Source organism: Enterobacter sp. DNB-S2 (genome assembly GCF_019443845.1).
Lineage (GTDB): Bacteria > Pseudomonadota > Gammaproteobacteria > Enterobacterales > Enterobacteriaceae > Enterobacter > Enterobacter asburiae_B.
Map to the genome: position 1 here is coordinate 3,982,625 of NZ_CP050520.1, position 26,270 is coordinate 4,008,894.

29 protein-coding genes and 1 pseudogene are annotated in these 26,270 nt (G+C 50.4%); 12 read left to right on the forward strand and 18 right to left on the reverse strand.

The window, feature by feature from the left end:
• Positions 1-243 precede the first annotated feature (243 nt).
• The 12 genes from HB664_RS19145 to HB664_RS19200 all read left to right on the forward strand — a co-directional run bounded on the left by HB664_RS19145 (position 244) and on the right by HB664_RS19200 (position 4,107).
• A complete protein-coding gene (locus HB664_RS19145) occupies positions 244-531 on the forward strand; it encodes a hypothetical protein (protein WP_219940032.1) in 288 nt (95 codons plus the stop codon).
• Entirely contained in the window at positions 528-710 is a 183-nt protein-coding gene (locus HB664_RS19150; RefSeq protein WP_219940033.1) for a DUF2737 family protein, read from the forward strand. Before HB664_RS19145 ends, HB664_RS19150 begins: the two co-directional genes overlap by 4 nt.
• Positions 707-1,213: an HNH endonuclease gene (locus tag HB664_RS19155; protein ID WP_219940034.1), complete on the forward strand. Its 507-nt coding sequence runs from the start codon at positions 707-709 to the stop codon at positions 1,211-1,213. Before HB664_RS19150 ends, HB664_RS19155 begins: the two co-directional genes overlap by 4 nt.
• Entirely contained in the window at positions 1,210-1,440 is a 231-nt protein-coding gene (locus HB664_RS19160; RefSeq protein ID WP_258235836.1) for a hypothetical protein, read from the forward strand. Before HB664_RS19155 ends, HB664_RS19160 begins: the two co-directional genes overlap by 4 nt.
• Entirely contained in the window at positions 1,437-1,934 is a 498-nt protein-coding gene (locus HB664_RS19165; protein WP_219940035.1) for an ead/Ea22-like family protein, read from the forward strand. Before HB664_RS19160 ends, HB664_RS19165 begins: the two co-directional genes overlap by 4 nt.
• A complete protein-coding gene (locus HB664_RS19170) occupies positions 1,931-2,377 on the forward strand; it encodes a hypothetical protein (RefSeq protein ID WP_219940036.1) in 447 nt (148 codons plus the stop codon). Before HB664_RS19165 ends, HB664_RS19170 begins: the two co-directional genes overlap by 4 nt.
• 28 nt (positions 2,378-2,405) lie before the next feature.
• Positions 2,406-2,750 carry a DUF551 domain-containing protein gene (locus HB664_RS19175; protein ID WP_219940037.1) on the forward strand — a complete coding sequence of 115 codons (345 nt, stop codon included), beginning with the start codon at positions 2,406-2,408 and terminating at the stop codon, positions 2,748-2,750.
• On the forward strand, positions 2,750-2,944 hold the full coding sequence (locus tag HB664_RS19180) for a hypothetical protein (protein WP_219940038.1): 195 nt from the start codon (positions 2,750-2,752) through the stop codon (positions 2,942-2,944). Before HB664_RS19175 ends, HB664_RS19180 begins: the two co-directional genes overlap by 1 nt.
• A 146-nt stretch (positions 2,945-3,090) precedes the next feature.
• Positions 3,091-3,291 carry a hypothetical protein gene (locus HB664_RS19185; RefSeq protein ID WP_219940039.1) on the forward strand — a complete coding sequence of 67 codons (201 nt, stop codon included), beginning with the start codon at positions 3,091-3,093 and terminating at the stop codon, positions 3,289-3,291.
• A 10-nt stretch (positions 3,292-3,301) separates the two neighbouring features.
• Positions 3,302-3,571: a hypothetical protein gene (locus HB664_RS19190; RefSeq protein ID WP_219940040.1), complete on the forward strand. Its 270-nt coding sequence runs from the start codon at positions 3,302-3,304 to the stop codon at positions 3,569-3,571.
• A 36-nt stretch (positions 3,572-3,607) separates the two neighbouring features.
• Positions 3,608-3,817 carry a hypothetical protein gene (locus tag HB664_RS19195; RefSeq protein ID WP_039266249.1) on the forward strand — a complete coding sequence of 70 codons (210 nt, stop codon included), beginning with the start codon at positions 3,608-3,610 and terminating at the stop codon, positions 3,815-3,817.
• A gap of 2 nt (positions 3,818-3,819) precedes the next feature.
• Complete coding sequence (locus tag HB664_RS19200) at positions 3,820-4,107, forward strand: helix-turn-helix transcriptional regulator (RefSeq protein WP_375156348.1); 288 nt, start codon at positions 3,820-3,822, stop codon at positions 4,105-4,107.
• Between the two features lie 151 nt (positions 4,108-4,258).
• Here the strand turns inward: HB664_RS19200 and HB664_RS19205 are convergent, their stop codons facing one another.
• The 18 genes and pseudogenes from HB664_RS19205 to HB664_RS19285 all read right to left on the reverse strand — a co-directional run bounded on the left by HB664_RS19205 (position 4,259) and on the right by HB664_RS19285 (position 26,222).
• Positions 4,259-5,590: a VasL domain-containing protein gene (locus HB664_RS19205; protein ID WP_219940041.1), complete on the reverse strand. Its 1,332-nt coding sequence runs from the start codon at positions 5,588-5,590 to the stop codon at positions 4,259-4,261.
• 103 nt (positions 5,591-5,693) lie between these two features.
• Positions 5,694-6,164, reverse strand: a complete 471-nt coding sequence (locus tag HB664_RS19210; RefSeq protein WP_143346653.1) for a hypothetical protein — start codon at positions 6,162-6,164, stop codon at positions 5,694-5,696.
• A 14-nt stretch (positions 6,165-6,178) separates the two neighbouring features.
• Positions 6,179-6,631 (reverse strand): type VI secretion system baseplate subunit TssE, encoded by a 453-nt coding sequence (tssE, locus tag HB664_RS19215; protein ID WP_126327513.1) that lies wholly within the window; start codon positions 6,629-6,631, stop codon positions 6,179-6,181.
• On the reverse strand, positions 6,624-7,160 hold the full coding sequence (gene tssJ, locus HB664_RS19220; protein ID WP_172620293.1) for a type VI secretion system lipoprotein TssJ: 537 nt from the start codon (positions 7,158-7,160) through the stop codon (positions 6,624-6,626). The genes tssE and tssJ overlap by 8 nt, the downstream gene beginning before the upstream one ends.
• Positions 7,141-8,244 (reverse strand): type VI secretion system baseplate subunit TssG, encoded by a 1,104-nt coding sequence (tssG, locus tag HB664_RS19225; protein ID WP_126327514.1) that lies wholly within the window; start codon positions 8,242-8,244, stop codon positions 7,141-7,143. The genes tssJ and tssG overlap by 20 nt, the downstream gene beginning before the upstream one ends.
• Positions 8,199-9,962 (reverse strand): type VI secretion system baseplate subunit TssF, encoded by a 1,764-nt coding sequence (tssF, locus tag HB664_RS19230; RefSeq protein WP_126327515.1) that lies wholly within the window; start codon positions 9,960-9,962, stop codon positions 8,199-8,201. The genes tssG and tssF overlap by 46 nt, the downstream gene beginning before the upstream one ends.
• Before the next feature lie 20 nt (positions 9,963-9,982).
• Positions 9,983-11,578, reverse strand: coding sequence for a type VI secretion system protein TssA (gene tssA / locus HB664_RS19235; protein WP_219940042.1), 1,596 nt, complete (start codon positions 11,576-11,578; stop codon positions 9,983-9,985).
• Positions 11,578-14,793, reverse strand: coding sequence for an ImcF-related family protein (locus tag HB664_RS19240; protein WP_375156349.1), 3,216 nt, complete (start codon positions 14,791-14,793; stop codon positions 11,578-11,580). Before HB664_RS19240 ends, tssA begins: the two co-directional genes overlap by 1 nt.
• Before the next feature lie 181 nt (positions 14,794-14,974).
• The gene (locus tag HB664_RS19245; RefSeq protein WP_258235837.1) at positions 14,975-16,105 is read right to left on the reverse strand and encodes a hypothetical protein; all 1,131 of its coding nucleotides are present in this window, start codon (positions 16,103-16,105) and stop codon (positions 14,975-14,977) included.
• Between the two features lie 33 nt (positions 16,106-16,138).
• A complete protein-coding gene (locus HB664_RS19250) occupies positions 16,139-16,405 on the reverse strand; it encodes a PAAR domain-containing protein (RefSeq protein WP_143346648.1) in 267 nt (88 codons plus the stop codon).
• A gap of 2 nt (positions 16,406-16,407) precedes the next feature.
• On the reverse strand, positions 16,408-17,175 hold the full coding sequence (locus tag HB664_RS19255; RefSeq protein WP_219940045.1) for a hypothetical protein: 768 nt from the start codon (positions 17,173-17,175) through the stop codon (positions 16,408-16,410).
• Positions 17,176-17,241: 66 nt separating this feature from the next.
• On the reverse strand, positions 17,242-18,009 hold the full coding sequence (locus tag HB664_RS19260) for a hypothetical protein (RefSeq protein ID WP_219940046.1): 768 nt from the start codon (positions 18,007-18,009) through the stop codon (positions 17,242-17,244).
• Positions 18,002-19,939, reverse strand: a complete 1,938-nt coding sequence (locus HB664_RS19265) for a lipase family protein (RefSeq protein WP_219940047.1) — start codon at positions 19,937-19,939, stop codon at positions 18,002-18,004. The genes HB664_RS19260 and HB664_RS19265 overlap by 8 nt, the downstream gene beginning before the upstream one ends.
• A gap of 1 nt (position 19,940) precedes the next feature.
• Positions 19,941-20,443, reverse strand: a pseudogene (locus HB664_RS22890) (DUF2345 domain-containing protein).
• Entirely contained in the window at positions 20,391-21,008 is a 618-nt protein-coding gene (locus tag HB664_RS22900) for a type VI secretion system tip protein VgrG (protein WP_258235840.1), read from the reverse strand. The pseudogene HB664_RS22890 and the gene HB664_RS22900 overlap by 53 nt, the downstream one beginning before the upstream one ends.
• Entirely contained in the window at positions 20,911-21,702 is a 792-nt protein-coding gene (locus tag HB664_RS19275) for a hypothetical protein (RefSeq protein WP_219940048.1), read from the reverse strand. Before HB664_RS19275 ends, HB664_RS22900 begins: the two co-directional genes overlap by 98 nt.
• Positions 21,695-23,701 (reverse strand): lipase family protein, encoded by a 2,007-nt coding sequence (locus HB664_RS19280; protein WP_219940049.1) that lies wholly within the window; start codon positions 23,699-23,701, stop codon positions 21,695-21,697. Before HB664_RS19280 ends, HB664_RS19275 begins: the two co-directional genes overlap by 8 nt.
• 1 nt (position 23,702) lies before the next feature.
• Positions 23,703-26,222 carry a type VI secretion system Vgr family protein gene (locus HB664_RS19285; protein ID WP_219940050.1) on the reverse strand — a complete coding sequence of 840 codons (2,520 nt, stop codon included), beginning with the start codon at positions 26,220-26,222 and terminating at the stop codon, positions 23,703-23,705.
• Positions 26,223-26,270: the final 48 nt, after the last annotated feature.

The window sequence follows — 26,270 nt, forward strand, 5'->3', positions numbered from 1 at the left end:
GGATTTCTTGCGCGAAGTTGCTACCACCATGGAACCAAAGCTAATAGCGGAAAAGCTTGAGCGATCCGAAATGTCGATATGGAGCAAGGCTGGAAGATTAGGTGTCAAGTTAATCTCAAGCGACAACAAGCCATGGAGCAAAAAGGAACTCGCCCTCTTTTCATCGCACTCTCCCAATGAAATCGCAGAAGTCACCTCCCGTTCAATCTATTCAGTCAGAGCAAAATTATCGAGGCTGCCATCATGAAACTAAATATCGTCGTCGGTAAATACGTAATCACCGGCACTAAGTTTGACCTTGTTCTCAGCGAAAAGAAAAAAGTAACAGACGAAAAGAGCAATAACTTTGGCAAGGAAATCATCTCCCGCCTCGGCTACTTCAGCACCTTCGACAAGCTGGTTAAAGAGCTTTGCCACAAAGAGATTTTGGAATCCGAAGCACAATCACTGGCTGAGCTGAAAACTCATATCGATGACCTGTCTATCGAACTGGCAGAAGGCGTTAACGACTTTTTGGAGCGTGCGAAATGATCGGAAATTACTACGACCCATTCATCGCCCCCAATGAGCTCATCGCCGGCCACCGCTTCAAACCCATCAACGATATCCCACGCGAAGAAATGCTGAAGCGTGACTCATTCGGGAATGCAGAGCGTCTCAACAACAATCGATACCTGACAGCGTGGTTAAACCAGAGGGCGAAGAAATGACGCTAACTCAATCTCGGCTTAAGGAGTTATTTCACTACAACAGCTATACAGGCGTCTTCACAAGAATAAAGTCTACATCCAGCAGAGCCATTAAAGGCGATAAAGCTGGTACGACTAACTCACATGGCTACTTGCGTTTTTGTGTTGACGGCGTTGTTTATCTTTCTCATAGGCTCGCATGGCTTTACGTATATGGGGAGTTTCCAGAAGGGATAATGGATCACATCAATGGTGATAGGAAGGACAACAGAATCGCCAATCTCAGGATAGTAACCTTAAGCCAGAACGCACTTAACAGGAAGATGCAGTCCACCAACACCTCAGGGATAAAAGGCGTCTCATGGTGTAACAATTCCAAGAAATGGAAAGCTGGAATTACGCATGAAGGAAAGCACATCAATGTGGGCTCTTTTACTGACAAGCAGGAAGCTGCTGAGGCAATTAAAAAAGCCCGGGCAGAGATTCATGGTGAGTTTGCAAATGACGGAGGTAGCGCCCAATGAGCAACATCGACAAACCAATGACAAACCGTGAACTGGTGGATGCCGCCATTGAACTGGCCGGAAAGTTCTATGCGATGCAGGGCTATTCACATCGCCCAGGCTTCAAGTACTGGCAGTCTCCGCACCCGCATGAGCGCCTGTGCTTTGAAATGGCTTGCGTGGCATTCGAAACTATTCGCGGCTCAGATGTAATGGACGCCGTATCTGAGCTGGAGGATGAGGAATGAGCAACATCGACAAACAGCAAATACGCTCCGATATCGCCATCCGTAAATCAATGCCTAGTTTTAGCGTTAGCCCAGATCATAGCCTTGCGCGCCTTAGAGCAATTCAGGAGACGCAGCGAAGCTTTGGTTTGGGGGTAGTTGAGGCACTGCTGGATGAGCTGGAAGCCAAAGACAAGCGGATTGCTGAGCTGGAGGTGCGAGCGTTCAATCCTGCACTTCTGGATGTGATATCAGAGCGCCAACGACAAAGAGCCATCGAGGGATGGACTTCTGAGCATGACGACGCCTATCAAAATAGTGAGCTGGCAGATGCAGCAGCTTGCTATGCGATTAACGCACACAATCAAGGCTTCTCAACTCCGGCGCATTGGCCGTGGGCTCCTGACTGGTGGAAGCAATCTGGTCCGCGTCGTGACCTTGTGAAAGCTGGCGCACTTATTCTGGCTGAAATTGAGCGCTTAGACCGCGCAGCCGGTAAAGGAGAGGCATCATGAGCACTATTACCAAAGAATGGCTGCAGAAAGCAATTAAACAGCACGAAAGCATGCGCAATGAAATCCCGTTCGGCCTGGACGAAGATGACAGCAACACGCTGGCTGCTCTGCGTATCGCGCTGGCATCGCTCGAAGCGAAGGCTGTGTATCAGGTTTTCGACGAATTCGGCGGCTGGTTTGATGTTGATGGGGATGATGTTGCTGGCGAGGTTGAAAATGGAAATCCAGTTCGAGTCCTCTATACCGCCCCGCCAGCGCCGGTATCTGTGCCTGACCGCTCTATGTTTGAAAAATGGTGGGAATCTGAGCATGGCTCTCCTCTCGATAGCTGGGATTCATTACGGACAACTGACGGTTATTGTGATGATGGGATTGATGGTCAGTTCGAAGCTTGGAACGCCTGCCGCGCCGCCATGCTTAATCAGGAGAAGAACAATAGATAATCGCTACGAAATAGCAGAGCAAAACGGAATGAGCCGAGAGTTTGCTGACTGGTTCTTTGATAACAAAAAAGCTGGCTGTGGAAACGTCTGGTTCATGATGATGGCGGCAATGTGGGAAGGATGGCAAGGACGCGCCGCCATGCTTCTGGGTGCCGAACCTGTAAGAAATCGTGATGAGTTGCCAGGTAGTTGGGTGGCTTGCAGTGAGCAGATGCCGGAAGGAATGACGGATGTGCATATCTCAAATGGTCATGACGTAGGCCAGGGTTGGTGGGATGGCGACACCTGGCAAACACAACACGATTACTATTCTGTACCTGGAGATGTCACCCACTGGATGCCACTGCCAGCAGCACCGCAGCAGGAGGCTTGATGGATAAGTGCAATGGATTATTCGGTGCTGTCTTTGGACATACCTTTGTCCCAGTGATAACCAAATCAGCTCCAACGCGACCAGTCAATATTGAAGGTGATGCAAATTTCACATTAAAAGTAGTTGATGCGCACAGGGAGCAAACCTATCACGGCTGCTACTGCAAACGCTGCGGGAAGGTGATTAATGCCTAACCCATTCTACGCATAACAAACCCGCACCCAGCGGGTTTTTCTTTATCCGGAGTCACCATGCACGCCAATCCAATTATCTGGCTCATAGTCGGAATTATGGCTCTGAGCGCTATCTCTTCACTCATTCACATGTCAGAGGGCTTGTTATGGCTAAATTTGCTGTGGGCGCAATCGTGAAGCACAAGTCAGGCGATATCAAAGGAGTGGTTGATGGCGTTACGGAACAGGAAAGCCGGCCAACATGGTATCGCATCGAGTGGGATTCCGGTGATTACAGTTCTCACGCAGAACACGAACTGCGCGCGGCTACTGTTGATGAGCCTCGCGTGTATAAGAAATTAGCGTAAGGAGATGAATATGGAATTAATCAATCTGTTAGTTCAAGAGCTGCCTAAGCGTGGCGGATGGCCTTCCAGACAAGGATATGCGTGGCAAGACAAAGATGGAGAAATTCGATTCTCGAATACCACTGAGGATGACTTCTATCCAAATGACAAAATAATATGCACGAAGTGGCGCATGCCTGGACATGTATTTGTGAAAGAGAGCGACGATATCGTTGTCACTCGAGCACAGTATGAGTCAGCCATAGCGGAAGGTGAAGTATCAGGAATCCGCATCGACTAGACCGCCGCAATGGCGGTTTTTTATTGGAGATAGATAATGTCAGTCAGTGAAGAAATCAAAATTGAAGGTGGCTACGTTTATGAGTCACAGAATATTGATGGTGACAATTCTAAGTTCATCGTTACTGCTATTGGGCTTGACCACGTTCTGTTTGCTGACTTCCCAATGATTAAATTCAACGGAAGCTATCTAGAGTATTGTGCAACAAGGAAGGAATTTCAGAAGCGATTCAAGCTATCGGAGTAACCATGGAATCACACAGCTTCACACTCGATGAGGCCTGTGTATTTAACCCCCTTCCCTGTTCGATTCCCAATCCGGAGATGAAACCTATGCGCGAACTTCGCGACGACTCACTTGTTGACTTAAAGTTCATGATGGAAGATTCTGGTATGGGTAAGACGTTCCTGTACTCAGAAATCAAACATGGCCGCCTGCCATCACCTCACAAATTCGGCCGCGCCTCTAAATGGGTTTACGCCGATTATCAGAACTGGAAACACAGTTACTTCTCACCACTTCAAAAAGCCTCATGATTATCCTTTGCGGGCATAATTGCGGGCACAATATTTTCCACCTCTGCATTTCCTCTTAAATCCTCTGCACTTAGACGCTTTATGTGATGTCTGCAGGGGACACTTTACCCTCCCGCTTTTTCCAGCACATTCGTCTGTCTACCGCCAGAATTCACTGAGCAGAAGAATCCTGTTTTATTTGAGCGTAACGCGTTGCCAGCTGTTTAAGACGCAACTCCAGTTGAGTCTTTTCTGCTTCAGGAAGCGCATCTCCTGCTGGATGCTGTGACAGGCGCCTGAGTTGTTCTTCAGCCGGTATCGTCTGGTTAAATGACTGTATAGTCGAAAAAACTACCGATTTAAGCTCGCTTACCGTGATGTATTTTCCTTTTTGCTCGTCCAGACTACTCAGCCGATGACTCAGTTGCTGAAGCGTCATCATTCCCTGATACCAGCTGTTCATTGCGTCGACAGGTAACGCTGCCGCGTTAAATTTTTGCTGCCACTGCATTGTGAGCGGTTTCGCCTCCTCCGGCCATAATGTCTGGAGCTGCTTTAACAGCTGAAGGCTGTAGGAAAGATTCCAGTCAGGAGGCAGTTTATCCAGGCGGGCAAGCTGCTGCTGCGTGTCTGTGATAAACGTGGACGGTAAAGTACCTCGCAGTGTTAACGCGTCTTGCTGCACAGGCGTGAGCACTTCAGGTAACGGAGCCAGAGAGGCAAAAGCCTGAGTCGCCAGGGGGTCGGGTCTGGACAAAGAAGCCCATCCCCACGCCACAGCGAAGCACACCACCAGTGTGGAACACATCCCGGTAATAAAGGGCTTCCACTGTCTGACAGGCACGGGGGCTGTCGTACGATCCTCCCCATTCGGCTGATTTTCCTGATGCACAACATATACCCATTTCACTTCTTCGATCGGTTCGGCTTTCTCCAGAGTCGATTCGCTATCGGGCTTCATGTTCACATTCAAATCGGACGTGTCATTACTGCTTTCCAGCCGTTCAGCACTTGAACGTATCAACGTTCGTAACGTATCGAACTGGCTAAGGTGTTTAAGCTCAAGGCGCTGGAGCACCGCGCTCAGGCTGGTAAGTAATGCTTCAGCACGATAAAGCTCACTAAGATGGCTGCTGTTGAATGGAAGCATACGCATGCGCTGCTGCAGGCGCTGGCTAAGGCCGCTAAGGATTTCCATACGAGCGTGTTGTGTCTTCGGCCATAAGGTGTCCCACTGGTGGCTAATCAGGGCCTCCAGAATCGCCAGCCCTTCATTCAGGCCAGCTAATCCAGACAGGTGAGTACGAGCAAGGGTGTACCAGGCTGCTGTCTGCAACTCCACACCGTTCTGTTCAAACATTGAGAGACAGAGTCTTTGGACATATTGCCAGTTCACATCAGGGCGAGCAGGATGTGTAAGCTTACTGAGTTCGTCGCGGAGGGCGGCATAATCTGGCAGCGTACGCGGGTCGCCGCCGGTTTTTAACGTTATATGTGTGGTCATTCTGCAGGGCCTGCATATCCGTGTCGGTTAATTTCGTCAGTTGATGTGTAAGGCAGTTTTGCGTGTAGAAACGCAATGACGAATAAAGGAATGAATGTTATTGCTAGGACAGCAGCGCTAAAATCAGATCGAAAAAAACACCTTCATCAAATAATTTTCCTGACTGAGGTAATGTATCAGGGGGAGTAAACATCCAGTCATTTACGCTCCCCACCCGCATGAACAGGCGTCCTTGAGAAATCGCGCTGTACCCGGAAAAAAAAGTCACCTCGACACAGCCTGCAACTCCCTGTCCATACAGAAATATCGGCATAAACTTAACCGCCCGGTTACCATAACGCAGGACGATACCGGAAATATCAAAAGCCCCGCCCTCCACCAGCAGGTCAGGAACGTATACCGTCAGTGGCTCTGCATTCAGTCCGGTATCTGACAGCCAGGCGTCCATTTGCTCCTGAAGCTGAGCCATTCGCATGCGAAACTCTGCAATATCGGCCTGACTCTTGCTAACTGCGGGAACGGGTGAAGGTTGTCGCGCCTGCAACTTCTTCAGGAACTGTGATTTTACTGACATGGTGTTAACTGACCTTATATACGAGGTGTTGTGTCGAGATACTGCTGTTGCCTGAGATGCCGCAACAGGACCCGACCTTCGGGCATAAACTCAGTCCCGTAGCGCACCAGGCCAATCCCTTTAAGTTCAGCGTCAATGGCATAGCGCAGCTCGCCGGGAATGTTCTGCTCCAGCAGAACAACGTCTATCTTTTTCAGGCGCGGTTCATATTTGAGCAGGACGGCAGACAATGTGCCCATGAGCTCATGGGCCGTTCCCGGCATGCCCTGCAGGATTTTCGTCATATCGGGCAGCCCGTAATCAGGCAGATGCGCCAGCGTGCCGGCGCGACAGTTGAGAACGCGCTGCATGTTATCCAGAACCGAAAGGATGACCTGGTTTTCTTCACTGACCTGATGCAGATCGAACCCACCGGTAAAATTGCCAAATAGCGTCTCGTAAATCGAGGAACGGGGCGTCTCATTCATCTTTCAGCGCCTTCAGGGTCAGGCGGTTGTTCCCCGCCTCAATGACGCGTGCCTTATCCGGATCGAGGTCATCGCGGCTCATTACCACACGCCAGGTATTGTTCTCCTGGTCGGGTGACATAAACATTCCTGCCACCGCCACGTACTGCGCATTTTCCTCCATTGGTATATCGACCGTGACCGCCCCGCCCGGCTGCAGGAGGATATCTTTCTCCACCAGCAGGTCTGCTTTGATGACCTGACTGTCCTCTTTAAACAGTGACGGATAGTCAGTACTGTCGAACGTTTTGCGATCCTTAAGCTGGTAGATGCGCACCACCGTCGACAGTGCCACGCCGCCAGCATTGCTGTTAACGGCCTCACGGGCACGAATATCCAGATGCAGGGTCTTTATTTGCTTATAAAAAATCGATTTGGTCACAGCAACGGTGCCATCTGTGACTTTTTGAGTCAGCCCACAGCCAGCAAGTATCAGTGTGATACCTACGGCCAGAGCTGCCAGAGGAAATTTACCAGCGATAATCGCCATCTTCATCGGTCTCCCTGCGGTGAATATTTTCCTGTACCCGCTCATAGCGGCCAAGATTGATGGTTATGGTTTTTGAGTGCGTGACGGTGTTCGCTGCATTCAGCGGCCGCATCACGGCGGTGCGGCCCAGCTGCCCGGCTCCGGCATCGGGCTTAATGTTCATCGTCACGTCCGGCAGCAGGCTACGGTCGACGGATAGCTGCAGACGGACATCCAGGCGAGTCCCAAGATACACATACAGCAGCGTCATCAGGTCCGAGTGAAGCTCCCCGCCCGGTAACCAGCCCAGCACTTCAGTTGAGTCAGTGGTTGTCAGGCGCATCAGCACCTGGCTGTTTACGTCGGTGGCATAGTTACCCATCACCGGACGGTTTTTCAGGGTGACTGGCTGGCTGACGCTCATAACCAAAGGTTTCTTCAGAGGCACGCGGCGTTTGTCATGGTGCCAGATTTTCGCCCGTGTATTGGGTGCCAGCAGGCGCACCAGTGAGGTCATACCCTCTGCGGTACGTCCGGGCAGCAACATGACCGGCAGCAGCGCCAGAAAGCGTGAGGCCGGGGTGGCAATGTTTTGTGCACAGCCGTCAATGCCGAGTCCCGCCAGCCCCAACAGGTACTGCGAGATTTTATCCTTCCCACCCTCTTCAAAGGTCGCCGGGTACGAGTATTTACGCCATATGCGATAGTACTGAGCAATCAACCGGTGGTTGAAAATATCGAGGAAATCCGCAGTGGCCTCATACCCTTCCCGCCGCTGGGTAATGTCATCGATATAGTGCGTCGGCAGAGGGGACTCCACGCCGTAGAGCCCCATAAAAGTGATGCGCACATTCGGCGGCAGATGGGAATGTTCAGACTGCTCAATTCCTTTGATTTCAGATGCCGGAAATCCCATGCCTGGATGAGGCCGGAAGCGTACCGGTTCATGTCGTACCAGCCAGGTGCTGCCAGTGACCGGTTTATCCGGCTGGCTCTGCTCCAGCAGCTGGCAGAAGCGGTAAAAGTTGATATATGGCAGCCGGTCCCCCAGTTGCGCTATCAGCCGGGCAGACGCGGACTGTGATTCTCTTTCCACCGGATGCATTTTCCTTCTGGCTGAACAATGAGGGTGAGCTGGTTAAACTGGTTCATATCGGCATACAGCGCAAAGAACCGGTTGAGCATTTCACCGAAGAGGTGAATATCGCCCTCACCGGTGAAGCCGTTGCTGTCGATGGTCACTTCGATATCCAGCCCCCGCAACAGGTAACCCTGCTCAAAACGCTGTAGGCGGTGGTGCTCCACATGCTGAATCGCCTCCAGACGGCGGGTGTTCAGTTCATCCTCCTGCCAGTTATAGAGTGCCAGCGTGCCGCGCAGCACTTCGGCGGTGCTCATCATGTTCAGGAACCCGGAGCCGAGGTGGCTCAGTACCCGCCAGTGAAAACGGTCTTCTGCTGGCGGGTAAACCGGCAGCGTGGGTTTGCAGAGGTTTTTCACCGTCAGTGGCGTCTGCACCACCTGCTCACAGCGGTCAAGCAGCGTGCTCTGCAGCGCCCGGCGCGGTAACTGACCGTTGGTGCCGGTAATTTGCAGCGAAACGGCTTCACGCTCAAACAGCCTGTCATCCTCCCACTGGTGACCACCGAGAATCAGCCAGGTGTCATACAGCCCGGTAACGCCCCGCTTAACGCGGGTGTGGTAATAGCGTGGCGGGGCGTGACGACGCATCATACCGCCCTTGTGACGGAAGCTGCTGAACGGTACATACTCCGCGTCACCGGTCCGGTTTGAGCCTATGACCGAATCCACAGCATAAATCTCGGTATGTCCGTCCTGCAGCCGTTTAGGGCGCAGCAGGTACTCACTTTCAAGCCCCGTAATGGTGAGCGGGTCAGCTTCCAGCGTGAACAGGTTAATCACCGGCACGCAGTGCAGACGAACCGCGTCATCGGTGACCGGCAGGTCTGATGGCCACAGCGTACTGAACACGACTTCGATGTCGAAGTACTCTGCTCCCGCAGGCGGCGTAATCCCGTCCAGACCGTTGAGGTGGACGAACATAAACTTGTCGCGGAAGGTGAAATACTCCAGCAGCAGCTGGTAGCCGCTGAAGGCAGTATCCCCCTTCGGCCACAGCCCGTCTTCCTCCGCAAATCCTCCCGGCGAAAAGTACCCGTCCAGGCGAATACGGTCAGTCTGCCCAGGCAGACGCATATACAGGGCGGCTTGCCGCCTGGTCAGCATCAGGTGTAGCTGGCTGCTGACTGGCGCATCTGCGCCGAGATAGAGGCTCAGGTGGCTGAGGTCCGCATGGGACCAGTCCGCCTGTGTGCTACAGGCAAAACGCATCCGCAGCAGCGAACGCCCGTCAGGCTCAGTGGTCATGGTTACCCCTGAGATGTTCAGCGGATTGAGCATCACATCGCGGGTGGTGCGGTAGCGGCAGACCGTGTTCTTCGGCCCTACCGGGCGGGAGTACACTTCCAGACCCGCGGGCATGACTTCCGCCATCTTCACGGCCTGAAGCACAGGCGTGAACGCCACCACCGAGAGTGACGGAATGGTACGCAGGTAGTGAGGCCAGAGCATACTGACCAGACCTTCGGTAAGTTCCGGCAGATCGTCGTCAATCTTTTCACGCAGCCGCCCCATCGAGAAAGCAAAGCCTTCAAACAGGCGTTCAACATACGGATCGGGTGTGCCGGCCTTATCCAGGTCAAGCATCGCGGCCCGGTCCGGGTGGGTTCGGGCAAATTCTTTGGCCGCTTCACGGAGGTAGCGCATTTCCGCATCGAAATAGCGCAGGGTCAAATCTTCCATTTATTTCTGTTCCTGTGAATTTAACCGCAAAGCACGGCGGCACGGGCAGGATCGACGGCGATCAGTCCGGCAAGTAACTGGTCCATTACCGGCGTAAGGCGGGCCTTATCAGCCTCACTGCGACCGGCTTTCAGGCGCAGGAGTTTCAGATGGCGGGCCTGTACCTCGAACAACAGCTCAGGTTCCCAGCTGCTGAGGGTCACTTCTCTGGCACGATCACCCAGCTCTGCAAACAGGTGCACCGCCAGGTCATTTTTACCGTACTGCTCGGCAATGCGCCCCATCAGCAGGCGCAACAACCACTTCTGACGATCGGTGGTCATGCCCGGCCGGGTCTGCAACCAGCCCAGCGCGGCATCCGGGCCTTCGCTGTCGGCCAGTGCCACGGCTTCCGGCTCCAGCGCCAGAATGTCATCGTTACCGGCGGTGCTCGGAGCGGCTGGGGTCTCATTGCCCCACCCGCCGACGGTGTCCAGCACGCTCTGCTGGATCCAGTTCAGAGTCACTTCGTCCGCAAACGGCGTGCCGTCACTGAAAGCCAGCGTCTCCAGCCCGGACAGGCGCGACAACAGCCCTTTCAGATCGGCAGCAATAATGTCAGCCAGGGTGTCCTGCCCTGATTTCGTCAACGCCTGGTGGATGTACCACTGCAAATCCAGCCACAGGTGATTGGCTCCGCGGGAAAAGGTGCTGTCGGCCGTTTCCAGCATTTCAGCCCAGTTCTGCTGCAGGTAGAGGCGTTTGAGTAACGCGCGCTGATCCGCCCTTGGCGGTTCGATGCGCGTACGTCCCTGCGCATCCGGGGCCGGGATGGCCCGCAGGGTGTCATGACGCAGGCTCTTCATCAGATGATGCGCTGACAACCAGCCGTCAGGCTGCTCGCGCAAGTATTCGGTGAGTATGCGGGCTTGGGACAGCAAATCCTGGCCTGAAGTGATTCGCCCGATGGCCGGGGCATCGCTATGGCTGACAGATGAAGGGGTTTCGCTGGTTCTGGCGTTCTGCGGTACCACCGCATCCATCCCCCCGGCTTTCTGCAAACGACTTTCCAGGGCACCGTACAGCGCATTGAGTTCCGGACGGATTACATCTGGTTCGTTTTCAGTAAGCCCGGCTATCAGCAGCAGCGCTCCGGTGGTACGCATCGCTTCTTCCCTAACAACTTCCGGGTACAGGGAAAGAGAGTCAGTCATGCGCGATCCTGCCAGCCATTCCAGCGCCGCCTTACGGCTGCGATCACGTTGCGGGTGCAGTTGTGTACCAAAGCGCTCCAGCAGACCGGCCAGCAGTTCAAGTCCTTCACCCAGCCCCTGCTCACCTTCGCGGTGCAGCTTCGCCCAGCAGTACCAGGTTGCGACACGGATATCTTTCGCAACGGTGGTTAAAATCTTTTCTGCATGCAGGCAAATAAGCTCGATGTTGGCGCCAGAGAGCTTATTAATTTCCTCGCGAATCTGCTGGAAATCGTCGTCATAACCTGGGTCTTCGCCAGCGGGTGACGCCCCAGACAGCGGCTGCAGCCAGCTGTCCCACTGCGCCACACGCTCACGGGTGGCGGCAAGCAGTGGCCCCTGATCAGCCTGGCAGGCATTAAGTAAGGCATAGAGCGTGCTCATCAATATACGTCCTCTGTAGCATTTCCTGCACTGATAACCTGGTCTGATAGTGTTGCACCGGAGGTACTGAAGATGGTTTCCGGTAGACGGAAATTACGCAGCTTCAGCAGTGCCAGCGGCCCCTCTCCAGCTTCGGTACGAAGGGTATAATTGAGGGTGCGACCATCCTGTGCTTTCCAGCTCAGGCTGTAGCTGCTGCCGACGCCCGGGTAAGCACTGACGACGGCTTTATCGAGCAGGCGGATCCAGCCCCATGCACCTGGGATATCAGCGTACTGGCGGGTGCCCGCCTGCGTGCTTATCCAGCTCAGGTTCGCCCCCGGAGCTTCAGTATCAGCAGGCCAGGTGAAGCGCTTCCATGCCGGGAGCTGGTTAACATAAGTCAGCTTCTGGCTGTCGATGATCATGTTGGTCTGCATCACGCCATCGGCAGTACCCGGACGAAGTTCGAAGTTCATCCCTGCATTGCCTTCAGTGAAGGCGATATCGGAGATATAACTCAGGGTGTTAATGGCATTCATGAATGCAGGGTTAAAGGCCAGCCCCTGCGAGTTGATGCTGTCCGGCACCCAGTGATTGCCTTCTTTGTGCAGCACGCCTTTGAGGCGGTTCTGCAGGAACTGTGCAATACGCCCGGAATCTGCATTGAGGTATTTAGCCAGCAGCGGCAGGGATATATCACTGCTGGAATTGTTAAACGGATAGCGTCCGCCGAAGGCACTGTTCCACTCAGCAACCACCGCCTGCTGCCACTGGGCGTTGAGGCTATTGGCCGCTGGGATAAGCACCTGCTGCCAGGCCTGCTCCATCGGACTCACAAAGACTGTCCGCCCAAATCCGCTCCACTCCTGACCCAGACCGGCGGCAATCAGGCTGCCGTAGTCACGAGTTTCAGTCAGGTCTACCGCTTTGCCCTGGAATACTGTCTGGGCGATGGTCTGGGTCATAGCCTGTGGGTCCGCAGCATTCGTTACCTGCTGCAAACGCAGACGCACCTGTGTGATACGGGTCAGGAACGACTGCAAACTTAGCTCCTGTGCCCCCGTGCGGTTCTTGTCCATCAGCGCCAGCACAGGACCAAAGGTCGCATCTAGCGGGCCGTGAACACCGACGCTCTGGTCAATGGCATCTTTGTTGTCACCACCGAGCAGGTTTTTCGCTGATTTAACCAGCGAATCCGAAATAGCTTCGCCTGTCTGCCCGGTACGACCCTGTACATTCAGGGTATTCATCAGCGCCACCAGCGGTGACTGACGCACGTCGGCCATTAGGGTCAACTGGTCAATAGAATCCGACAGCGTGGGCGCCTGGTTCCAGCGCAGGCTGTTCAGAAACTCCAGCCAGGCCCCGCCAAAGTCCGCGAAATAACGCTCCGTCAGGCGTTTTTTCAGCGCTTCCGGTGAGGTCTCATTCTGTTTATTCACCTGCTTGCTGTCAGTGAGCACCCAGTCGAGCTCATCCCGGCGCGCTTTCACCACCTTGTCAATGGCGGGCTGGACGGCCTGCTCCCAGGCCTGGCGTGTGAACATGCCAGGTACAATTTCCGTGGTGCTGAACAGACGGGATGCATCAGTATCGCCAGTCATATCTTCAAGGCGCATATCGACATACAGATGAGCCACCTTGGAGAGCATCTTCTGGTACAGGGTCGATTCACTGTTACGCACGCCCATCAGGCGTACCAGCAAGGAACGCGCCTGGCTGACCATGCTTTCATCAGCACGGAGCTTCCACTCAGGATGCGCAACCAGCTGTGCGCCATAGAACGACAGCAGTGACGGCGCCACGCCCTGCCAGACACCGTCTTTCACACCATCACGTTTTGGCCAGTCGTGCAGCAGCACCGAGCTGAACCAGGCCGCATCCATATGTTCCGGACGGGTAAGCATCAGGTAGAGTTTGAGCTGGTCATAGGTAGCTTTTGCCATCAGCTCACGCAGCGGACTGCCCGGCGGCAGCGCGTTAAACGCACTGATCTGCTTCTGCAGGTGGTCTGCGGCCGCATCCCGCAACAATGGCAGTGCGCTGTCGCGGTAACGTGGCCAAAGTGCGGTCAGCAGGGCATTATTCTGACTCAGCCCGGCCTGCTCATACCATGGCACGCCGTGCTCAGCCCGGTACTGCAGACGGGCCAGCGTTTTCTGGAGTTCAGACAGCGCGTGCAGGCGCTGCTCCAGCGGCTGGTTCTGTCGGGCGGCAAGTGCTGCCTGGGCATTCGCGCCGTCAATCTGGCTGCGGTTGGTGACATACGCGATGCTCATCCACGCAGCCCAGCCCACCATCGCCAGGGCGACAACTGACGCAAACACTTTGCGCCAGGGAACGCCCGGCTTGCGCGGACGCAGTCCAGCAGGAAGCATCCGGACAGATTCAGGCAGAATATCCCAGCGCTTATCCATGCCCCAGTGGTGCGTCACGGCACGTTCGGCACCGGCAGAGGGCTGACTAAACACCACACCAGCCAGCGGCAGCGGGCGGTACGGATTGAGCATCACCGACAGCGGTGCGGTCACGCTTTCCGGCTCACGAATCAGTTGGTCGGCAAGCGTCAGCAGGAAGTTATGTTTCACTTCACCGCAGGTCTGCTGCAAACCCTGTGATATCAAATCCGGTGTCAGGGCGGAGAGCTGCTCTGCCAGCCCTTCGGTATGACACCCGGCAGGCAACAGACAACCGGTCGCCTGCGAAATGCGCCCTTCCGGCTTACCGGCACGCGGGTGCAGGGACCAGACGTAGAGAGGAAGTTTCCAGCCAATCGTTTCCATACGCGCGCTGATGGCGTGAGACAGGGCATCCATGGTGCTTTCAGACGGCACCGGCAATGGCGGCTCCAGCCCTGGTGCTGAGAGCTGGTCAAAGGCCGAAGTGACCCACACCAGGCCATCCACCTGACGGCGACGCAGCTTACGTAACGCGGTCAGCCAGGCACTGTCGGCTGGGGTATTGAGATCACCGCCCCACAGCAACAGTGTGCCGCGGTCTTCCTGCCAGAGCTGGCCCGTAAGACCCGGAGTCAACTGCTCCACCTCAGATATTGTCCCAGTGACCAGCAGAATGCGTGTTTTACGTCCCCAGCGCCGACCATAGAGGTTACGCATGGCGTCACGGATAGTATCAACGGTGACATTGCGTGGCGGAGTCCGGGCAACTCTTGATTCATCAGAAGGCAGCGCATTGTTCTTCTGCTCTCGCCAGCGATGATACTTTTCCTTCATAAACCGGAACATAAACGGTGTATAGAAAACAATCAGCAAGACTATCCATACGGCAACAAATGCAAGCACTTGCTTCAGTCGGGTATCAAGGCCATGCGAGGGGCCGAAATGAAGGATCAAGGCTACTATAATCGCTGAGATGCAGGCTATTATGCCGGCAAGCCCTCCCCTGCTCCATGTACTACCCGGCATCATTATTTTCACTCCCTGAGGTAACAGTACTGACAAAACGATCAGCACCTGAGGTAAACAGTCCTAAAACAGGTTTGTTGCTGACGAACATGATGTCGGCCAGTAATGTGGCTAGAAGCCACGCACTCCCGCCCCCTGGAATTCCGTTATATTTTTCCAGTACATCAATTTCCTGGGGCACCCACGGTGTCAGAAGTGATTGAGACGCGGTCATTAGATCAGCAAACCCGTCATTCCAGTGCCCGTAATCACAGAACACGTTTGACGTCTGACAGGCGATCGTTTGTGTTTCGAGGAACAACCCCATATCAGCCCTGAAATTTGTCATGTCCAGCGGCATCGGTCGCAATATGCGGGCGGAGTGTGAAAGCTGGTATTTTTCAGCAACATCATCGCTGGTAAGTACCATCGCTGCGAGTGCATCGGAATACTGTTCAGCACCCTGACTCTGCAATATCAGGATCAAATCAATATCGAAAACGGGATTTTTAAGGCGCTCCTCGAGCCAGTCAAAAGAAAGGGCTTCACAACATGAGATCGAACCTGTTAGCTCACGCCCAGGATAAATTTTCCCCCATGATTTGCGAAACCGGGTCTCGAAGTCTGACGAAATCATGTCGCTCATTATGGTGACGTTGAATGGTACTGTCGCAGGCAACATTGATATCGCCTCTTGTACACCGGCCAGACCCAGTTCTAGCAAGGAGGTGGGCGTCGTCGATTTCTCATCAAAATGGCTGGTCAGTGAAAGCAATTGCGGCGCATCTGCAGCATCTGATTTAGCAATGGCGTCAGAGGTCACTCCGGAAGGTAGCAGTATGCAGCTTCCCAGTACGGCCAGATAGCGTCCAGCCCAGGCTTCCCACTGTTGCTGCCCGTATTCAGCCTCCTTCTGCAAAAACTGATGTTCATTGACTGTTCTGCCCCACAGCCACCCCCGCAAGCAAAACAGGAAAAACCAGCCAAGAACCGGGCTGGATGCCAGCCACCAGATATTGAATACAGCCAGTGCCTTAACCATGTCTGACGCATGCAGGATAAACAGCAAAATCCCCACAACCGCGGCCCCCCCCCCTGCCAACAGCCATCCCGTAAAAGATGGCTCAGGAGGCAACGTCATTGTTGTTGCTTTCGTCCTTTCCCAGCCCATTGATTATCCTACAGTGCTGTTCTGAGCACTTGAAATTACAGTACAACCGCACTGACATTTGCAGCCATCGACGACAACAGCGCGATCGTTAAATGTCCGGTGCGGTGATCCTTCCACGATAGGATTAGTTCCATGCCCTTCTACCGGGCAACTAACCATATCACCAACTAATGCGGCTTTTTTTCCGTCGACAGTAATATTGGAAGAGGCGGAGATCACTTTTCCGCCGTGAGAGGTTTTGTCACCAAGCAAAACTAAGCCTTTTGTCATGTTTAATCCTTCAGTCTGCTTACGTCAGGGTGAGTTGATCCATCAGATACAACTGAGCCATCAGGGTAGACAATTTTGTAAAACTCTCCGACTTTATGCTCTTTTGGTGCAATCATTTTAACCAACTTAGATTCATCAAGAGTTGGCATGAATTTTATCTGAATGCTTTTGGCAGAGGAAATCATCTTTATTTGCATAAAGTCTTTCTCACCAAATAAATTCAACATATCATTTGTGCTGATGCGCTTATTACTTTGTATCAAGGGGTAATACGCAGGTGATAAAACGAGCTCAGAATCTTGAATCACCTTAAATAGGCCATTTTTTGTTGCATTGTCATCAAACGCGATTGTTGCACCAACAGCAGTTCCCGGTACTAAACCATTCCCGAGATGAGTAGCATCAGTATATTCAATACCAAAATTGAACTCACTCAGTTTCCAGTTACACTTACCGCCGCCATCTTTAGCTATTTTTGCAATCCATACATCGGATGAGTTCTTTTCCTGAAGAGGTATTTTTATTGGATTAAGCCCTACCTTCTCATAATGCTTTCCATCTCGCATACTCATCAACTCACGCTTGCACGTCGTTGATACGTATAACACTTCAAGAGGAAAAGGCTTTGTATACGAAGACGGGTTTTTTATTTCAATATTAACCCAATCAGTATTCGATGGTGGTGACAATGTTCTGTCAGTTGCCTGAGCGCATCCATTTAGCAATAAAACAAACTGGAGCAAGACGAATGAATTTAATCTCTTATACATTTTCCATGTCCTCTTCACCATAATGACCAAATCTTTTAATAGCATCAGAACCGGATGCTGCTGAGATTAATCCTTCAACCTGTTTACATCAGGGTGAGTTGATCCATCAGACACAACCGTGCCATCAGGGTAGATAATTTTATAGTTTACCCCAACTTTTTGTTCTGTTGGAGCAATCATCCTGACGACTTTAGACTCATCAATTGTCGGTTCGAATTTAATTTGAACATTTTTTTCTGAAGATACTATCTTTTTCAGTAAAAAATCATCCTGACCAAATAAATTCAACGTATCATTCACACTTATATCTTTATTACTATCTATCAAAGGGTAGTACATGGGAGATAAAACAAGCTCGGAACCTGTAAACACCTTAAATCGACCATTTTTTGTTGCATTGTCATCAAACGCAATTGTTGCACCAACTGCAGTTCCCGGAACTAACCCCTTCCCGAGGTGAGTAGCATCAATATATTCAATACCCAAATTGAATTCACTCAGTTTCCAGTTACACTTACCGCCGCCATCTTTTGCTATTTTTGCAATCCATACACCGGATGAGTCCTTTTCCTGAAGCGGTATTTTTATTGGATTGAGTCCCACTTTCTCATAATGTTGACCATCTCGCATACTCATCAACTCACGCTTGCACGTTGTTGATACATACAACACTTCAAGAGGAAAAGGCTTTGTATACGCAGAAGGATTTTTAATCTCAATACTAACCCAGCCAGTATTTAGTGGTGGTGATAATGTTCTGTCAGTTGCTTGAGCGCATCCATTTAGCAATAAAGCAAACTGGATCAAGACGAATGAATTTAATCTCTTATACATTTTCTATGTCCTCTTCACCATAATGGCCAAATCTTTTAAGAGCATCGGAACCGGATGCGGCAGAGATGGTTGAGCTAAGCGAATTTTTTAGCAAATCCTCGAGCGAAAGAAACTTTTTATTCCTGTCAAACTCATTCTTAGGGATTTCACCTGAATAGTGGTCCATTTGTAAATTAAAAGATGCTACTTTATCGGCATGCTCAGTGAAGATCTTTCCATCGCTTAGCCCTTTTTCATAAGCTAACCCTATCAATTTATTATTTATATAGGGTATATATGATGTCAGAAGATGATTTCCAACATTCGCAGGCATCCCTCTATTTGGATTCATGCCTTCGGGGAAAAATTCTTGAAGATCTTCCTTAGTAAGTGAAGCTTTAAATGCCTTTTGATCTTGCCCTGATTGCCTGGCTTCCTGAAGCGCCAGCGAAGGAACAAGATAAAGTTTAACCTTTTCAGGAAGCCTCGCCTGAATGGTCATGCAATTTCTTGGGTAAGGAAGTTCAATACTACATTGTTGCCACTTTCTACTTTGAGTTGTGGTTAAAAATGCGACCGTATTCCCATGGTGCCAAAAGCAGTCCCCCCACTCTACGACTTGCCAGGCGGTAAGCTCAACGACCGACCATAAAAAACCAAGCGTTGTTCCCAATGGCCCCCATAGTTTATATAACTGATTATCCAGATCAGCTTCAGGTGGAACTGATGGTACTGGGTCTTGATCATTTACATGCCGATAGTGGATAATACTTGATAATGCATCTACAGCATTTTTAGTGAACGTCCTTGGCATACCGTATGTGTAAAGAAGTGGGTTCCTATTTTTTAACCTAGCAGAATGAATTAATGCCAGCGCTCCTCCTAAGCTATGCCCACAAATGAATAACTCTTTACCCGGTATTATTCTCGTTAGTTCAGTAAGTTCCTTTTCAAATTTTCGTTCTATTAAGGTATAGCCTGCCCAAAAACCAGTATGCACCTTCCCAACAGGAACTAATGAAGTACATTCCGATTTGATATTGCAACTATCGGGCGCTACTGGTCTGAAAGAAGCATCCGTTATCCCATCAGTCAGACTGGCAGTCCCACGCCATGCTATGACTATTTTATTGTTGTTGTAGACATAATAAAGCTGCGTATCTCCTTCAGGATCATCAGCTTTGGTCGAATCAATATCTATTGGAAGAAAATACCTATCAGAATACGGTACATCAACAACTAAAGCATTAATAGTCGATTGACCAATCTTTCTGGATGGTATCGTCGACAGGTCCTGACATTTATTAATAAAATACTTCGTAATGATATCTATATCATCATATGCTAAATCAGAGGCCAACCCTAAATTGATGGCATTGGCCATAGAGTAATCATTCTGGTGATGGAGCACTAGCTCCCAGGCTCTGAACGGACAAATTTCTATCACATGGCGCTTTTCAAGTTCATTTGTTCTGACCTTAACGCCCTTAAATGAACTACTGATTGGAAAATGAAATAAGGGTAACTCTTCCCCGTCTCTTAATTGTAAATCAGGTTGCTCATGGCATAATTCGCCCACAACGGCGTAGTGCCACACATAGCCATTTTTCTCTGCTTTTGGACGAACAATTGAGTCTTTTAGAGGATCTCTACCCACGCGAAGAGAGCGCTTTTCCATTTCCTCTGTCAGTTGGTTACTGTCAAGTGTCAGTTTCAGCTCAAGACCATGTGGCATATCAATGCTGATTAGCCCGTCAGCATCGCTCTGACCAGAATAAGTGAATCCCTCCACCGGCCCGGAAACAGGGTGTGAACTTTCAGCAGTCCATGGCATATTCGCCACAGGTTCGCCCTGCTCATCAACCAGTTGAAATTCTACCCAGTAGGGCATTTGCTCGTCACATGGAGCATGGGGGTTTTTACGGCAGAGTGAGGATACAGCGGTAGTCATGTTATTCGCCCTCCTGGCTATCAGCAATATTGCGCGGATATTCGATTTTTAACTGCGATGGCACAGACGTAAATATTGGAGACGTCTCTCCTTCTGCACCGGAAATGCCCTCATAAACCTCCCCTTCAGCCGTTGTAATTTTATATGTGGTGAAAGGCTTGACTGCTCCGCTGGCCGATGATGTTGTGATAAACCCTTCACTGTACCCTTTAGGAAAAGTTACAGGCGGTGTATCTAAACTGGCAGGACCGGTCTGATTAACATTGGCCGCTTTCAGCAAAATATTTCCCGGACATCCCAGCTCAATATTCCCGCCACTAAGCTTTATATAAGCACCACCGCAACTTAAAATCAGTTCCTTGCTGGCATTTACCTTCACGCTCCCTGACCACTGGCGACAGTGATGTCCTGTAATGCTGAGACATTCATGGCATCTGCCTGCGCCTGAATGTCAACCCTCCCAGCACCAGCATACATTTTCATTCCTGCGGCCTGTGCAAACAAACTTACAGCCTCGCTTGCCGCTACAGTGAACGATTGCCCGGTGCTTACCGGTGCTTATATCCGTGTTTTTACCTGACATAAGGCCAATACTTGCCCCACCTGAAGCAAGCCGGACAGCCTCAGGACTGATAATGCCTATTCCAGCGGGAGCACTGGCCAGCAATCCTGGCATTTTCAGATATTTTAGTGAGCTGTTTAGCGCCTTTTGGCTGTCGATGTCAGATACTGTTGCCTGTGCCCCTTTCGCAGCAGCCTGGAGGCTTCTTGCCAGCGTGAGTGCCTGCTCCAGTTGTTCTACAGCCCTGTCCATTTCAAGCATTTTACTGCCGACGTCAGGCTGAGCATCTGCAGTAAGCAAAATGCCCTTACCACCACGAACGCTGACCCAGTCGTTAGTCCGCAGTTCTGCGCCTTCACCACGAAGCCCCCTGCTCGCGTTGACGTTATGCCCGAATTTGGTTAGCTGATTATTCCCCTCTCGTCCTGTCGACTTTACTAAAATCAGGTGTTGTGTTTTTTGATGAAATGACGCTCCCATCTGGATAGACAAAAGAGTACATGGCATCTTTCCCCTTCTTATTAGGGAATATCATCAATACTTTTTTACTTTCGTCTATAGAGGGGTTGTAATTTATTAAAACATTTTCGTTAGGTTTATAGTCTAACTTCACTTTCCAAAACGCATCTTCCTTACCGAAGAGATATAATTTATCCCGCATAGTAGATTGTGGGCTATCATTCCATTTTTTTATAAAAGGATAGTATTTTGGAGTGTAATTAAAATCGTTCCCCGCCACTGTATCAAATTGTCCATTCCGCGCAGCATCAGCATCAAAAGCAATAGTTACACCAACCGCAGTTCCAGGTACTAAATCATCCCCAAGATGTGTAGCATCTATATATTCAACACCCACATTGATTGAACTTAAGCTCCATACACACTCCCCCCTGCTAGTCATAGCGACTGTACCTTTCCATTTATCACCATTCTGCTGCTGCAAAGGTACTTTAATAACGTTATAGCTTGATTCCGCTTCCACAGAACCATCAAATCTGTTCACTCTTTTTTTCTGGCATTCACGTGAAATATATCTAATTTCAAGAGGAAATGGTCTTGTGTATATTGAAGGATTACTAACCTCCACAGTCACCCATTTGGTATCCGCTGGAGGGGAAATTGCATTGCTTGTAGCATGACTACAACCTCCGACTATAAAAAAGACAAGCGGTAAAAAAATGAATTTATTTTTATCAAGCATTTTCAATCACCTCGTCACCATAAATGGCGAATCGAACTAGCGCATCATTCCCATAAGATTCAGACAGAGTGGGAGATAGTGATGCCTTCAATAACCCTTCTATGTCAAGGAATATCTCATTTCTTTCATATTCCTTTTCAGGAGTTTCATCTTTATGTTCCGACATTTGCTCTTTAAAACGATCTACATTATATAGATGCTCAGTAAAATTCCGGTTATCAACCAATCCTTCGTTATCTATTAGTTCCAATAATTTATTATTCATGTAAGGCATATACGAAGTCATGAAATGATCGCCAAATGTTAAATCTGCTCCACGGTCGGGGTTTTGTCCGTCAGGAAAAATCTCTTCCAGCTTGCTAGCCGTTAGTGACCTTCTGAACTCCTTTTGTTTACGGCCTGCAGTTTGCATCTCTTGGTCCGACAAAGAAGGAACAAGATATAATTTAGCTTTTATCGGAAGAAGCCTTTTTAAATTTATGCAACCAGCAGGTTCGGGCAAACTTGTTTTACATTCTTGCCACTCACGACTTTGTGTCGCAGTTAGAAATACAACTGGATTACCATGGTGCCAAAAGCAATCCCCCCAAGATATAGCTTGGTAAGCCAGAAGTTCTCCAACAGACCACAGCATCCCTAAAGTTTTCCCAAGTGGTCCCCAGAGGTTATATAACGCATTATCTAGACTCGCTTCGGGTGGAACTGCTGGAACGGGATCATTATCGTTTACATGACGGAAATGGGTGATTTCGGATAACTGCTGAACTGCCTCCTTGGTAAAGGTACGGGGCATACCATATGTGTAGAGCAAAGGTTTTTCAGACTTTAGTGCAGCAGAGTAAATTAATGCAAGCGCTCCCCCCAAACTATGGCCGCAAACAAATAAATTTCGTGCTCTAATTAAAGTTAAGAGCTCATCAAACTCAGAAGAAAAAAGCCGTTCAGATCTACTATATCCACTTAGAAATCCATCATGCACTTTTCCAGCAGGACTCAAGTTTGTGCACATATTTTTATTTACATCACATACCTCAGTGCTAATAGGACTAAATGACAGATCCGTTCCGACATCATACAACCCTGCAGTCCCTCTCCATGCGACAATGACTTTATCTGTATTGTAAACATAATACAGTTGAGTATCGCCTTCTGGTTTTGCTGAATTACCCCCTCCAGAGGTGCTGCCACTTTTATTATCAGTCTTTGAGGTGTCTCTAGAGGTATCCATGAAAACCGGAGGATTATATCGCTCGCTAAATGGTACATCCTGCACTAGTGTATTGTAACTAAAACCGCCTTTATGGAGCTGAGGTAAACGCGATAAATCTTGGCACTGGTTTATATAAAATCGTGTTATTGATTCCGGCCGGAGTGCTTTATCATCGGCATAAGCTAGAGAGGCACTTGCTCCGAGGTTGAAAGCGTTTGCCATTGAATATTCATCCTGGTGATGCAATACCAACTCCCATGCTCTAAAAGGGCAAATTTCAATAATATGCCGTTTTTCAAGTTCATTTGTCCGGACGGTAAGTCCTTTGAAAGACTTGTTAGGTGGAAAATGGAAGGATGGTAAGGTTTCGCCTTTATGCAATTCGATATTAGGATAACCTGAACTAAGTTCACCGACTACGGCGTAATGCCAGATATGACCGACATCTACTGCAGGCTGTCTAACTAAAGAATCGGTTTCTGCATCTCTACCTGGGCGAAGCGCTCTCTTCTCCATTTCATTTATTAAAGCATTCGATTCTAATTTTAGAGTCAATTCAAGTCCATGCGGCATATCAATCCGAACAAGCCCATCTGAGTCACTTTGACCTATATACGTAAAGTTATCGACTGGCCCGGAAACAGGGTGTGAACTTTCAGCAGTCCATGGCATATTCGCCACAGGTTCGCCCTGCTCATCAACCAGTTGAAATTCGACCCAGTAGGGCATTTGCTCTTCGCATGGAGCATGGGGGTTTTTACGGCAGAGTGAGGATACAGCGGTAGTCATGTTATTCGCCCTCCTGGCTATCAGCAATATTGCGCGGATATTCGATTTTTAACTGCGATGGCACAGACGTAAATATTGGAGACGTCTCTCCTTCTGCACCGGAAATGCCCTCATAAACCTCCCCTTCAGCCGTTGTAATTTTATATGTGGTGAAAGGCTTGACTGCTCCGCTGGCCGATGATGTTGTGATAAACCCTTCACTGTACCCTTTAGGAAAAGTTACAGGCGGTGTATCTAAACTGGCAGGACCGGTCTGATTAACATTGGCCGCTTTCAGCAAAATATTTCCCGGACATCCCAGCTCAATATTCCCGCCACTAAGCTTTATATAAGCACCACCGCAACTTAAAATCAGTTCCTTGCTGGCATTTACCTTCACGCTCCCCTGACCACTGGCGACAGTGATGTCCTGTAATGCTGAGACATTCATGGCATCTGCCTGCGCCTGAATGTCAACCCTCCCAGCACCAGCATACATTTTCATTCCTGCGGCCTGTGCAAACAAACTTACAGCTTCGCTTGCCGCTACAGTGAATGATTGCCCGGTACTGATATCCGTGTTTTTACCTGACATAAGGCCAATACTTGCCCCACCTGAAGCAAGCCGGACAGCCTCAGGACTGATAATGCCTATTCCAGCGGGAGCACTGGCCAGCAATCCTGGCATTTTCAGATATTTTAGTGAGCTGTTTAGCGCCTTTTGGCTGTCGATGTCAGATACTGTTGCCTGTGCCCCTTTCGCAGCAGCCTGGAGGCTTCTTGCCAGCGTGAGTGCCTGCTCCAGTTGTTCTACAGCCCTGTCCATTTCAAGCATTTTACTGCCGACGTCAGGCTGAGCATCTGCAGTAAGCAGAATGCCCTTACCACCACGAACGCTGACCCAGTCGTTAGTCCGCAGTTCTGCGCCTTCACCACGAAGAACCCTGGAAGCATTGACGTTGTGCCCTAAATTCAGTTGGGTCTTACCCCCGTATTCGGTACTGAGCTTAATGTGCTCTTCGCCGCGTTTGTCCTCCATCCTCATCTTGTTCAGGCCAGCCGTGCGGATAACATTGCGCGTGCTGTTGGCTTCAGTGACATGGTCGACGTGGCGGGAGTCGTGGAGGGCATGGGCGATATACGGGCGATCCGGATCGCCCTCATGGAACGCAATGGCGACTTCAGTACCCTGTATCAGGGGAAAGTGAAAGCCGTAATTATCACCACCGTAAGGTTTGGCAAAACGCACCGGCATGCTTTCCATGCCCTGTTTTTTGTCATCACGGTCGGCATCAAACTTCACCCGGTACATGCCGGATGCATCCTGCCAGGCGTAGATGTCATTATCTTTGGCACTGGTCACACGCGCCATCAGGGTGCCGCTGACCATTGGACGCTTTTTAGCAGCAGGACGCCAGCAGCGGTTCTCGTAGTACGGCATCGCTACCCATGTCACTTTCAAGGCATTCTTACGGCTGCCGTAGTAGCCAGTGCGGATAATAACAACACCATTCTCCGTTTCCGGGGGCAGCGTTGGCGGAATAGCCGTTTCCGTGATGGTCAGTACCTGTGCCGGACCCAGAGTGTAGTCTGTACTGCTGCCGGTCACCGTGGTCTGCCCAGAAAGGAAGCGTTCATGCTCGAGGCGCGCCCAGAAGTTACCGGTTTCCGCTGTCGGGTTAATTTTGTCACCACGCTCAAGGTGACGCGGGCGATAATGGTACACATCGCCGTAAGTATTCCCCTCCCCGTCGCCGCGGGTCATGTCCGCTGGCACCGAAGTCAGGACGTTCTGGGCTTCACGGTGGTTATAGTCACTGGCGGTAACTGAACGCTCCACCACGTTATGCCAGACATGTACATCCCACACCGAGTCGGCCGCATTGTCATTCGCCCCTGACGGGCTGTTCAGGGGCAGTTTCTTACCAAACGACCAGGCACTCTGCTTGTCGGCGAAGTGCACCACTTCGGTCTGAGTATCAGGCTGCAGGGTGAAGAAGTAAAAAATCCCCACCTCCGCCAGCAGGCGTTCGATAAACGCGAGGTCACTTTCCTGGTACTGATTTATCTGTTCCCGTTTTGGGTAGGTTTGTTTAAGCTTAAATTCATATTCCCACCCCTTCAAACCATGCTCGCCAAGAATTTGCTCTACCACTTCCGGCACTGATTTGTTGACGAAGAAACGGTGAGTACGAAACTGCTTATCCAGTAAGGATATAAAAGGTTCCAGAATAATTTCATACGTAACCTGATCGCGTGAACCGGCCAAGCGTCGGAAATTTGTCACCACACCATGAACAATTTTACCGACAACAGAATCTAATAGTTTCCCCACCCCCATGCTCAGCGTAGCGGTTTTACTTAACATCATTTCAGCCGTAAGATCCGGATGTGAACTGGTAAAACGAATGGTGTAATGATAGAGAGTACTCATTTGTTCTAAACCATCAAAACGTTCCACATCCAATGGATAAGGGCAGGAAGGAATATCCAGTTTATAGCGATTAAGGATACCCTCTGTCATTTTAAATATATTTTCCATTTCTATGATTCCTGTCCTGGGTTAGAATGATATTAAATAGAACCAAAC